This window comes from Haloferax elongans ATCC BAA-1513, assembly GCF_000336755.1.
Classification (GTDB): domain Archaea; phylum Halobacteriota; class Halobacteria; order Halobacteriales; family Haloferacaceae; genus Haloferax; species Haloferax elongans.
This window is the reverse complement of record NZ_AOLK01000011.1, coordinates 547,911-559,920: the sequence shown is the minus strand read 5'-3', so window position 1 is coordinate 559,920 and position 12,010 is coordinate 547,911. Positions and strand designations below refer to the sequence as shown.

Sequence of the window (12,010 nt, the reverse complement as noted above, 5' to 3'; positions counted from 1 at the left end):
ATTGTACTCGTCTGAGGTTTTGTACTCGACGCCTCACTTTCGGTCTGCGAGACATCAAACACGGGAACTGACTTGAAACTGAGCAGCGCTGTCGACCAGTCGTCGTACGGAACGCCGTCGCTTGTACACTCGTCGTCGTGTCTGGATTTCGTCTCGCCACAGACGGGACACGTTTTTGCGGTGATCGGTGCCCAAATCCAGATTGCAGACTTTCCTTTCGAGACCTGCCTGTCGAATTCGTCTTGCCACGTTCTGTATCCTGCAACGTGGGTGGCGTGGGGACACTGCAGGGCAATGAGGAGACTATTTTGGGTGGAGTAGTCGTGAAAGCGACGCTGGATATCTAACCACTGTTGGAACGCCTCGCTGTTGTGTGCGTCTTCGGTGTCTGCAATGAGGTCTGAAATCCACTCTTCGGCCGTGGTCTGCATCTCGTCATCACGAGTTTCGCGATTGTCGAACGAGACCACTCTCTGGGTGGGTTCTGTCGTTGTCATCAGAATCAGCGAGGCCACCGTTAAGGTGCGCCCCGCACTACTCAGGGGCACAAAGACTACAAATATCCTTTTACTGAATTTAACGGCTATTCGGGTATCTACTACCCTCAGGAATACCCGCTGTGTGATTAGATTTTTGTCACGGCAGTTAATTCGGAATCCGATTTTCACTACAAATATTTAGCAAAACTACCGAATTAACATCCTGAAAAGTCGAAAGAGAGGGATTTGACCTCAAGATTGATGAGTTCGTGTAGGACACTCTCACGTCAATCGGCGGGGTGGGTGAATAGCGACAGCGACTACACTAAGCGCAAGAGAACCTAAACAGAGTCTACGGGTTGCAAAGGGGATGGTAGTGTGACACAGCTCAGAGACATGTCATCATAAGCTGCGTCGGGCGATGATTTCTCACGCTGGCGCCATCTGCCAAAGTAGGTCAAACCAGCGACAGACGGAGAGTAGGATACAACAACTGATCTGAGCTGGGGTTGTCCCTAATCGCGTGCGTACAGTGTCATACACCAGCTTTCAGTCCGCTAAATTTGGAAATGAAATAAATAACTATTTATTTTCGAACCTATTCGCCTTCAACTAGCTCTAAGAACGAAGTCTCAGCAGTCTCATTAACTAAGACAAAGTCTTCACAAGGACAATAGCCCCCTAAAGACGGAATTCGGAATGTGAAGGCTGTGTCTACAGAGATATCCGTGTACTCACCAGATCCAAGGCTTTCATTCTGTATACTAGCTTTGACACCGCCTGTCTCCTCCCGAGTATTTGGGAGTCCATCCAGGCCTGAGGTACCATCTAGAAGGTACTCCCACATGTACGTTTCTTTAGAGCCCTGGGGACGGGAGAACTCAATTGGGTCCGGCCTGTCGCCGGTAAGCAAAACACCGATACCAGTTGCAGTGAGAGCACCCCATGGAGGTGCAGACGCACTACCGACAGCCAATGCGAGTGCTGCTAAGTCGGCATAGTTGTTATCTGGATCTCCGTCGTTTGGCCACGGAACCGGTTCAGCGAGATTGATTCTTTCATCACCAGCAGATATTGTATAAGTTACTGAATCTGGTGAGGGTTCTAATGGGATTCCCCCAGTCGAGAACGAACAACCTCCTAAAAGGTTTGAAGGACGTTTTGGGAACATATCATGAATGTGAATATCCACATAACCGCTATCTCCAACATAGATCTCATCCCGGTCTCCTTCAACGGAGATTGCTGCCGCGTATTCCCATTTAGTTGTTTGCTCAATATCTTGGATGCAACCGTCGGAACCAGTGTCGATTGACTCACTACCACTATCAGGAAACTCAGAGACTACTGTGATATCTTTGTCTGCCATTATTTTTCACCTTTCTTTTTAAGATAAGTATTTGATTTTTCAGGCTTCATTTTCATATTTAGCATTGAGGTTTCTTTTGGGATTCCTTTTTTAGGTATATTTGGGTTTTTATCAAATTTAGAAAGGTCCTTTGGATTAAGGGCTTTCTCTACCTTATCCATAGTTGCACCATTATCTACAGCGTTCATTGAGAAGCTGAGTTTTGCGAACTCTTGTGAAGGACGAGTCATCCATCCTACCATTCGATCACCGTCGAAATGGAGTCTAATTTGAAGTTTTTGTCCGTCCTGTTCGAACTTTTTCCCGTCTTTTTCTACCCAGTAGGACCACATATTGTCGTTGGAGTTTGGTTCTACCTCTCCATCATTCCCTACAGGAATATTATAACCTGCAATTTTCAATATCCCACTCAATTGACCATCGGATTTGTAATTGAGATCTGCAGTACATTTCCGTTGTGTGATATGTGTTCTAGTATCGTATGAGACTCCGACGTACTTACGTGATCCTTTTGCAGACACCTTCTCAATACCATATTTTCCAATTGCACTCACTCCTACTGCAGCGCTGGCACCTTGAATAAACCTTCTACGTCTAATTATTGACTGTTCATCGTCTTGACCTTCGTGTTTAATATTTTTACTTTCTCTATTTCTAACCATACGCATTTGGGTTGTAGTACCGGACCAATATATAATTGATGGCCAGATGACACCTTTAAAATAATGTGTGAAAAGACGTTCTGTCGGGTTATTACACCAATATGATGGCGGAATTATACTCAAAGTATTTTCCTCCCTCCTCCCCAACCCCTCTGTATGGCAAGCATATTTGGGGCGGTTTTTATGTTGGTAGCCGTATTGATGTTTATTTACCCAGAAAAGTTCGCTAGGTGGAGATTGAGTGGTGCTAAAAATCCTGAACCTACTGCCGGTCTAGTTAGATTCACCAGATATGTCATTTCTGTTCTTCTATTTTTAATTAGTTCACATATGTTCTTCAACTATTAATTACGGAAGGATGGCTAGCTCCTACTCCTCTAGCTCTTAGCAAACTAACCAGGCGTCAGTTGGTCAAACTTGATCCGCAACCCCGTTCAATGACTTCAAAATCAGCTCTTTGCCATAACTCAAGCAACCAGTTATTTACTATATTTTGTATGTTGTGGTTCATATTTGACAGTGTGAAGAAGTTGCATCATTCGGGGATTTTTCACCCAATGATGAACCAATCAGAATTGAGAACTATCTTGAATGGTCTTGATAGAGTGATTTGATTGGATTGTGCGCGGGAGGGAGACGCTTCGTCCTTGGCGACCGCCGGTTCTCCACCCGTATCCTGACATTCGCCCGATGAAATGTTTTCTGGGAAACAGGAACCCCTCGTCAGTCACAACATTCATGCCATCATCCGGCCCAAAATGTTACTACAGTGACTAATTATCTCACCCGCCGCGGTCTTCTGTCAAAAGCCGCTATCGCATCCGGAATCGGTGGGATTGCGGGATGCCTCGGCTCAGTTCGCCGCACGAAATTCCTGTTCAGTACGTTTCCAGTTGGTGAGTCACTGGCTGAACTCACGAATTCCTTTATCGAAGCGGACCCAACACAAATCACGTCGCATTTTTCAATTGACTATCCGGCCTCATATAAACGCAAAATCGTCGCCACACTCATCGAGGAGAAAACCGTCGATGTCGTCGAGTGGCAACTCGCCTACGACCGCTCGTTCGGGACGACGACGCACCCGGAACCGCAGTTTATCGAACGAGATGGGACGTACTATTCGGTGACAGAGACTGGACGGACTGAGAGCACGGAGACCCGGTGGGTGTTTTATCTCGACCTCGTCGATGAAACGCCGACTTCGTCAGACACTGTCGTTACCGAACCTCCTTCTTCGCTCTCTGAGACGGACCAACTCCTCGTCGAGCGTGCTCTCGAACCGGTCTGGGGACACACGGGTGCTGTCGATGTCGACGAGCGCCCACTCGGCGGTCGAGGCCCGACTTTTCACCACCAGATGGACCCCGACGCGAGCGAACTCGTTCCCTCGGCACCGTTCGACTACCTGAACCAGGGTGACGCCTACTTTGTCCCCCGCGCCGAACGTGGTCCCGTCCAACTCACCCGCTATACCTTCGAGGTCGAACCAGTTGCGTCCTCACAGGCAGAACTGGAATCGTACGTCGATTCGACGGTTGTGGACGCGACCTTCGACGCAGACAACAGCACTGACGGTGTGATTTCCATTCTCGAAACGGCGACTGACATCGGCTCAGGGCGACTATACAAAGAGCGCGGTTCGATGTCTGACGAACTGACGACGATTACCGACCGACTCGGGATGACCGACAACATTCCGACCGAGCAGTCGGGATACGTCTCGCTGAACGGTGCAGTGATGTCGTTTTCGGGGACGTGGTACCGCGCCTCTCTTTCGAGACGGTAACTGTGGAAAAGGTCGACGTGACGCTTGCGGTGACGGCGGTGTGAGAACAGAGAGTCAGATAGTTCACGTATCGATTAGATACCGGCACCCACCGGGCGAGTCGAGTGGGCGGTCTCTTCGCGGAGGGGTTGAGCACCAAACAGCCATAGTTCTCGCTGGTTTGGTTACTAACGACCAATGACCGAGAGACTGCCCACTCCAAATCAAGTTCGAGGATGATGGCCGGTTCCGATAGTATCCTCGATTCAGCAACCGTCTTGCTCGCCGGGACGGGCGAGTGGCTCGACCAGTTCGAAAGCAGACTCGAATCAGAGACGGCTGCAACAGTGGCGCGCGTGCGTGACAAAAGTGAGGCGCTCGAACACTTCCAGACCCAGCCGATAGACTGTCTCGTCAGTGGGTACGCGCTCGAAGAGACCACGGGAGTAGACCTACTCAAAGAAGTCCGGACTGAGACGGCCGCACTCCCGGTGATTATCGGTACCGCGTCTGGAAGCGAGACGATTGCAAGCGAAGCGATTGGGGCAGGAGTCACTGATTACGTTCCCGTGTCTGGGTCGATGGAAGCGGCGGTCGAAGCGTTGCTGACCCGCACAGAACGTGCAGTTCGGTCTGCACGACGTGCGTCGACGCAGCGTGACCGGGCGCGACAGTTCGACGCGATTTTCAACGATTCGCGAACGGCGACGTGGGTTCTCGACCCAGACGGCTCACTCGCTCGCGTGAATCAGACGGCACAGGAGATGGTCGACGAGGATATCGAGCTGCTCGTCGGCGAGTCCTTCTGGTCGCTTCCGTGGTGGACACACGACGAGACGACGCAGGCCGAAGTACGACAAATCACCGAGAGAGCGCTCGACGGTACGTTCGGAAATGTCGTCGTCCCACAACCGCCGCATCTCGACGACCCCCGCGTCTTCGACCTCTCAGTACGCCCTGTCGAGAACGAACAAGGCGAACTCGTTTCGATTGTCGTCGAAGGCGTGGATATCACTGAGCGAGTCGAGTTAGAACGAGACCTGCGACAATCAGAGGAACTCCACCGGGTCACGCTGAACAACATGACCGATACGGTCCTGATTACGGACGAATCTGGGGAGTATACCTACGTCTGCCCCAACGTGCACTTCATATTTGGATACACGGCTAGAGAGATTCGCGAACTGGGGACTATCGACGAACTGCTCGGTGAAGACCTGTTCGACCGCGACGAACTTGCGGACAAAGGCGTCCTCAAAAACATCGAGTGTACGGCAACCGACAAGGCAGGTCGTGAACACACGCTCTTAGTCAACGTCCGCGAAGTGTCGATTCAAGACGGGACGCTGCTCATTAGCTGTCGGGACATTACCAAACGAAAACGACGCGAAGAGGCGCTCGCAACCCTCCACGAGACGACTCGTGACTTCCTGTATGCCGAGACACACCAAGAAATCGCACAGCAAATCGTCGACGACACAGCAAGTGTGCTGAATCTAAACGCGAGTGCAGTCTACCTCTTCGACGCAGAAACGAACGCCCTTCGGCCTGTTGCGAACTCGCGGGCGATGCGGGAACTGAACGGACCACTTCCAACGGCCCGTGCCGACGGTAAGAGCCTCCCGAGCTACAGCTTCGTCGAAGGGACAGAACTGCTGTACGACGACGTCCACGAAGCGAGCCGTCTCGCAAACGAGGCAACAGATATTCGCAGTGCGATTTACATTCCCCTCGGAAACCACGGTGTGTTCGTCGCGGGGGCAGAACAAGTCGGCGCGTTCGAAGCGGTGACTCGGGAACTAGCGGACCTCCTGGCAGCGACAGCCGAGGCAGCCCTCGACCGAGTCACCCGAGAATCGAGGCTCCGTGAGCAAGACCGGACGTTACAGCGACAGAACAAGCAACTCACGGAACTGAATCGAATCAACGAGACGATTCGAGAGATAGACCAAGCACTCGTTCAGGCTGAAACGCGAGACGAGATTTATCACACCGTCTGTGAGTTGTTGACCGCGGACGATAGGTTTCGGTTCGCGTGGGTTGGAACGGTCGATTCAACGACAAACACCGTGGAGCCACAGGCATGGGCAGGCAGTGAAAGAGGATATCTGGACAGTCAGACGTTCACCATGACCAAATCAGCGACGGAACCTGCCAGCAAGACAGCAGCGAGTCGGGAGATAACGATGGTGAGCAACGTCGCATCCGGCCTCCGAGACGAACCATGGCGCAAGGACGCTCTCGCTCGGGATTACCTCTCTGTACTGAGTATCCCGCTCGTCTACAATGACCTCACTCACGGGGTACTGACGGTGTACGCACCGACCCAGGAGGCATTCGGTGACACTGGTAAGTCGGTCCTCGCAGAACTCGGAGAAACGATTGCATCTGCACTCAGTGCAATCGAGCGAAAGAACGCACTTCTGACGACATCCATGACGCGCGTCGAGTTCGCCATCACTGACCCAACGTTCGTCCTCACTCGTCTTGCACAGGAGGCAGCGTGTACGCTATCGTACCAAGGCGGCGTCCAGCAATCGTCGGAGGGGAGCTACGTGTTCGTGACGGTTGCTGATGCCCCTATCGACGAGGTGGCCGAAACGGCATCACAGTTGGTCGCAATCGACGACGTACAGCAAATCAGTGCAGATGGGACCGAGGGAGTCCTCCGTTTGCGCCTCACACAGCCGTTTTTCGCCCTCGAACTCGCAGACCACGGTGTCGTCTTCCAGGAGGCAACTGCCGACCCGACGACGACGGTTCTCGTCATCGACATCCCGACGAGTATCGACGTTCGAACGATTACACAACTCGTCGAAGAGACGTTCACGTCCGTGGAACTGCGCGCGAAGCAGTCACTCGACCAGTCGATGGAACACGACCTCTACGCGCGGTTTTTGGAAAAACTGACCGACCGGCAGTTAGAGGTCATTCAAACAGCCTACTACAGCGGGTACTTCGAATCGCCACGTGAAAATAGCGGTGAGGAAGTTGCGGACACACTCGGGGTTTCGCCACCGGCGTTTTACAAACACGCCCGAACCGTCCAGCGAAAGCTGTTTACGACACTGTTCGAAGAGAGCACGCTCTCAGTGACGACTCCCTGAGAGGGTTATTTAACAAACCAGTAGTACACGGTGTGGTTTGTTATTCAACCAGCTGTTATTCCCTAATACACTTATTATGGTCTCCCAGAGTGCCCCAGCCAACCCCGCGGCACTCGTGACCCAACCATGAACGATGTCGAACCTAAGACGGACGAGGAGAGTCCATATGAGTGCTTCAAATGTGGGACTATCGTCGTCGCAGAAACCCACCCGATGACGTGTCCTGACTGTAATGCTTCGATGCGAAATCGGCGGACGCCACTCGAGTGAAAATGTCGTCAAACTCGAACGCGAGTCGTGAGGCCACCGAACAACAGGCCAAAGAATCACCGGTGTCGGAGTCGGCGCTCGAAACTGCCCGCCGACAGTTGCACCACGCTGCTGAGTCTCTCGACATCGACCCCAATATCGTCGAGCGACTCAAGCACCCAAAGCGAGTACAAGAGGTCGCAGTACCCATCAAGCGCGACGACGGGAGCGTCGACGTGTTCAGCGGGTATCGAGCACAACACGATAGCGTCAGAGGACCCTACAAAGGTGGGCTGCGGTACCATCCTGAGGTGACGAGAGACGAGTGTGTGGGGCTGAGCATGTGGATGACGTGGAAGTGCGCAGTGATGGACCTCCCGTTCGGGGGTGCCAAAGGCGGCGTCGCCGTCAACCCAAAAGAGCTGTCAAAGGCGGAAAAAGAGCGGCTCACACGTCGGTTCACAGAGGAACTTCGCGAGATAATCGGTCCGAATCAAGACATCCCCGCCCCAGATATGGGGACCAACCCACAGACAATGGCGTGGATGATGGACGCGTACTCCATGCAAGAAGGTGAGACGACTCCCGGCGTCGTCACCGGAAAGCCGCCCATCGTTGGCGGGAGCGAGGGCCGTGAGGAAGCCCCCGGACGAAGTGTTGCGCTCATCACGAGACTCGCCTGCGAATATTACGACCGCGACCTCGACGGGACGACCGTAGCAGTCCAAGGCTACGGAAGTGTTGGGGCAAACGCGGCCCGTCTCCTCGACGAGTGGGGAGCGACTATCGTCGCAGTCAGTGACGTGAACGGTGCACTGTACGACCCAGATGGAATCGACACGGACTCGGTCCCGTCTCACGACGAGGAGCCAGAGGCCGTGACGAGAGACGCGGACACCGTCATCTCGAACGACGAGTTACTGACCCTCGATGTGGACGTGCTCATTCCCGCTGCACTCGGGAACGTCATCACACAGGACAACGCGGCGGACATCGAGGCGGACCTCGTCGTCGAAGGTGCCAATGGGCCGATAACCGCAACGGCTGATGCTATCCTCGAAACGCGAGATATCTCGGTCATTCCCGACATTCTCGCGAACGCTGGTGGTGTCACGGTCAGCTACTTCGAGTGGTTGCAGGACATCAACCGACGAGCGTGGTCGCTCGAGCGTGTGTACGACGAACTCGAGACGGAGATGGAACGTGCGTGGCGTGCTGTTCAGACAGAGTTCGAACGCCACGACGTGACGTGGCGAGATGCAGCCTATATCGTGGCGCTGTCGCGCATCGCAGCAGCCCACGAGACACGAGGGCTCTGGCCGTAGAGGCTGCACTCAGTACACGGGCTGCGTGTTATACCCCAAAAGAAATTCGTGTATCATCGCACCGCCGGGAGCAACTCGAAGACTATCGTCGCCGTGCGAGGAACAGCCCTAACACGAGGAGTGCGACGACCGCACCCACGGCTTCGAATCCGGGGACCGACCCGAGGGTGGGCTTTTCGCTGACGGCGTAAATTCGGTTGTCGGTGAACGCTTCGGAGCCGCTTTCGTGCCACTCCGCAGTGTTGCCATCGACGGTGTCGGCGTTCGAGTCGGTGATTTCACCGGGCATCGTCAGATAGTAGTCGACGGCGAATCCGCCAGACAGCGCGCCGGAGTAGCCTTCGCTCCCGTCAATTGAAGCGGCCGTCTCGTTGGCGAACGTGGTGTCTTCGTACGTTATCTGTCCGTCCTTCGTCGTGACGTTGATGCTGCTGTTTCCGTCGGGGACGAAGTTCTCACGCGTCAGCGTCAGCGTGACTTCGTCGCCGTTGAACTCTTCTGTGTACTCGATGTCCTCTTGCTCGCTCTCGTTGAAATCGGCGAGAATCGAATCTTCGACGCTGTCGTATCCGTCTGCCTCAGCCGACTCTTCGAGATAGCCGTAGGCCGTCCGGGACATGTTGATTTGATACGTTAGCTCACCGACCTCACCGCTTGCCTTGACTTCGGAGTGGACAGTGACCTGCGCACACCCAGCGAGAACCAAGAGAAGTGCGAGACCGGCGAAGGCCGCTGTCTTTCTGCGGGGACGTTCCATAACGAGAGATATTCGTCTGCACGATTATAAACAGTCATCTATTTGTTCGTTTTCGATGCAGAGGCGAGTCGAGTGACTCTCATCGTCACTGGACTGTCGCGTACGCTTATATCACTTGACGGGCACACATCCAGACGTAGCTATGAAGAAGGTCCTCGCGAGCATCGGAATCGGCAACGCCACTGTAGACACCGTCCTCCCCTCCGAGACGGTCCGACCAGGAGAGACAATCGACGCGGAAGTCCACATCACGGGCGGAAACGCCGAACAGGAAGTCGGCGCGATTCAGTTCGAAATCGAAACCCGATATCGAACCGAAGACGGGTATCAAGAGGCCGATATCGGTCGGGTTAGCCTTGCAGACGGGCTGACTATCGAGCCCGGTCAAGAAGAGCGACGACCAGTCTCCATCGACATCCCGTACAGTACGCCGATTACCGTCGGTCAAATCGACGTCTGGATCGAGACGGAACTCGACATCGACCTCGCGGTCGACCCCGAAGACAAAGACTACCTCGACGTGCAGCCGACCCCGCGACTCCAAGCCGTCTTCGACGCGATGGACGACCTCGGCTTTTCGCTGCACAGTGCAGAGTGCGAGGCCGACCCCTACGGCCGCTACACATCCCAGCAGCGATTCGTCCAAGAGTTCGAATTCCGGACGACGTCCGGTCCCTTCCGCGGCAAACTCGACGAGATAGAACTCGTCGCCCAACCGGGGCCGAACGAACTCACGCTCTTCCTCGAAGTCGACCGCCGCGGTGGGCTCTTGAGCGAACTCACCGATATGGACGAACAGAAGGTTCAGACGACGATTCGCTCGGAGGATAAATCGACGGTGCGCGAGGAATTAGAACGCCTCATCGAGAAACACGCCTGACGGCGCGCACCGTCCGAAAACCGTCGGTTACTATTTGAACCAGCCGAACAGCGACCAGCCACCGCCGTCCTCGTCGTCCTCGTCGTCGGTCGCTTCCAACTCGCGTCGTCGCCTGCGTTCTTCTGCCAGTTCGTCGCGTAATCGGTCGTTCTCCTCGACGAGTGACTCCACGCGCTCTTGCAACTCGTTCAGGCGGCGTTCGCGGTCGGCGGGGTGGTCACCGGAATGAGTGTCTGAGTTGTCGCCGGAGTGGTCACTGGAGTGAGTGTCTGAATGGTCATCCGAGTGTGCACCCGCCGTGTCGTCTGCGTCCGCGGCTGACGCTGTGCCAACGTCTCGGGTGCCGTCGTGGCCATCCGAGTGGTCGTGGCCGTCTGAGTAGTCGTGCCCGTCCGAGCGGTTGCGGTCGCGACCCGCTTCCTCGGAGGAGTCCGACGCTCTCGGCTCGCCTTTCGACGCCGTCCGCCGGACTGCACTGGAGAATCCCGACGGGTCGTAGAACTCGGTCGCCTCTTCGAGAGCGCGAGCAATCAACTTCTCGCCGTAGGTCTCTCCGTCTGCGAAGTGGACCTCGTCCCACTTCCCGTGGTAGAGCCCGGACTCGCGAAACAACCGGTCCATCTGCTCTGGGTCGCCACCCGTCCAGAACGCCAGTATCGAACACAGTGCGCTGTCGGCGTCTTCGCGACTGTCGTAGGCGTCGGCGTCGCCAGCCCACAGCCGTCTGAACTCCAAACTGTTCGCCGTGTTCGTCGCCCGCTCGACGACCGCTTCGTCCGAGAGGTCGTTGCCAGGCGCGTCGAGGGACGCCAGCGACGTCGACTGTGGTGGTTCGCTATCAGCATCGACGAATGACGGATCGTCTGGTGACTCACCCGACTCGACGTAGGCCTGATAGATGGCCGTGAGTTCGGCCGTCCTGTCGGCGACGCTGTCCGGCGTTTCGTCCACCCGGTCGCCGGTGACTGTCAAGAAGCGAGCGCGCTCGTACAACTCCAACCCGCCGGTTCGGTCACCACCCGGTGGGAGCGACCCGTGAACGATGACGTGATACCCGGTCCCCGCCAGGTCGACTTCGGTGTAGGAGTCCAACCGGTCGACGATGACCTGTGCCCAGTCTTCGGTCGCGCCCGTCTCGCGCTCGCGGCAGGCATCGAGCGCGACGCCGACGTAGGGGTCATCGTCGGTGAACACGAATCCCACGCCGTCGGCCTCGCCGTTCGTCGCGTACGCCAGCGCCTCGTCGAAGGTCGTCCACGTCGAGGCGTCCGTGGCTGACGCGTAGCCGCCGCTTACGTCCAGCGGGATTTTCGTCTCGTTGCCGCCGGTCGTCTGTGTGCGCCAGCCAACCCACTGCGGTCTATCGAGAAGCTCGTCCGGCAAGGCTGCCCGCGTTGGGAGTGGTGGCGTCATC

At 55.3% G+C, this 12,010-nt stretch carries 9 protein-coding genes and 1 pseudogene; 5 read left to right on the top strand and 5 right to left on the bottom strand.

Annotated features, from left to right (window positions below; genetic code table 11):
* Positions 1-32: 32 nt before the first annotated feature.
* The 3 genes and pseudogenes from C453_RS05175 to C453_RS20650 form a co-directional block, all read right to left on the bottom strand.
* Positions 33-500 (bottom strand): annotated as a pseudogene (locus C453_RS05175) (ArdC-like ssDNA-binding domain-containing protein); the annotation flags it as partial.
* A 577-nt stretch (positions 501-1,077) separates the two neighbouring features.
* Positions 1,078-1,848, bottom strand: coding sequence for a hypothetical protein (locus C453_RS19500; protein WP_241430673.1), 771 nt, complete (start codon positions 1,846-1,848; stop codon positions 1,078-1,080).
* Positions 1,848-2,510 carry a hypothetical protein gene (locus C453_RS20650; RefSeq protein ID WP_241430672.1) on the bottom strand — a complete coding sequence of 221 codons (663 nt, stop codon included), beginning with the start codon at positions 2,508-2,510 and terminating at the stop codon, positions 1,848-1,850. The genes C453_RS19500 and C453_RS20650 overlap by 1 nt, the downstream gene beginning before the upstream one ends.
* 769 nt (positions 2,511-3,279) lie before the next feature.
* Here C453_RS20650 and C453_RS05170 point away from each other — a divergent pair.
* The 4 genes from C453_RS05170 to gdhB all read left to right on the top strand — a co-directional run bounded on the left by C453_RS05170 (position 3,280) and on the right by gdhB (position 8,959).
* Positions 3,280-4,299, top strand: coding sequence for a hypothetical protein (locus tag C453_RS05170; protein WP_008323141.1), 1,020 nt, complete (start codon positions 3,280-3,282; stop codon positions 4,297-4,299).
* A 218-nt stretch (positions 4,300-4,517) separates the two neighbouring features.
* Positions 4,518-7,385 (top strand): bacterio-opsin activator domain-containing protein, encoded by a 2,868-nt coding sequence (locus tag C453_RS05165; RefSeq protein WP_008323140.1) that lies wholly within the window; start codon positions 4,518-4,520, stop codon positions 7,383-7,385.
* Positions 7,386-7,511: 126 nt separating this feature from the next.
* Positions 7,512-7,655, top strand: coding sequence for a rubrerythrin-like domain-containing protein (locus C453_RS19890; RefSeq protein WP_008323139.1), 144 nt, complete (start codon positions 7,512-7,514; stop codon positions 7,653-7,655).
* Positions 7,656-7,657: 2 nt separating this feature from the next.
* The gene (gene gdhB / locus C453_RS05160) at positions 7,658-8,959 is read left to right on the top strand and encodes a glutamate dehydrogenase GdhB (RefSeq protein WP_008323138.1); all 1,302 of its coding nucleotides are present in this window, start codon (positions 7,658-7,660) and stop codon (positions 8,957-8,959) included.
* An 82-nt stretch (positions 8,960-9,041) separates the two neighbouring features.
* Here gdhB and C453_RS05155 read toward each other — a convergent pair whose 3' ends face one another.
* Positions 9,042-9,716, bottom strand: a complete 675-nt coding sequence (locus C453_RS05155) for a PGF-CTERM sorting domain-containing protein (RefSeq protein ID WP_008323137.1) — start codon at positions 9,714-9,716, stop codon at positions 9,042-9,044.
* 142 nt (positions 9,717-9,858) lie between these two features.
* On the opposite strand from C453_RS05155, the gene C453_RS05150 reads away from it, so the two are divergent.
* Positions 9,859-10,596 (top strand): sporulation protein, encoded by a 738-nt coding sequence (locus C453_RS05150; RefSeq protein ID WP_008323136.1) that lies wholly within the window; start codon positions 9,859-9,861, stop codon positions 10,594-10,596.
* Between the two features lie 30 nt (positions 10,597-10,626).
* Here the strand turns inward: C453_RS05150 and C453_RS05145 are convergent, their stop codons facing one another.
* A complete protein-coding gene (locus C453_RS05145) occupies positions 10,627-12,009 on the bottom strand; it encodes a phage NrS-1 polymerase family protein (RefSeq protein WP_008323135.1) in 1,383 nt (460 codons plus the stop codon).
* Position 12,010: the final 1 nt, after the last annotated feature.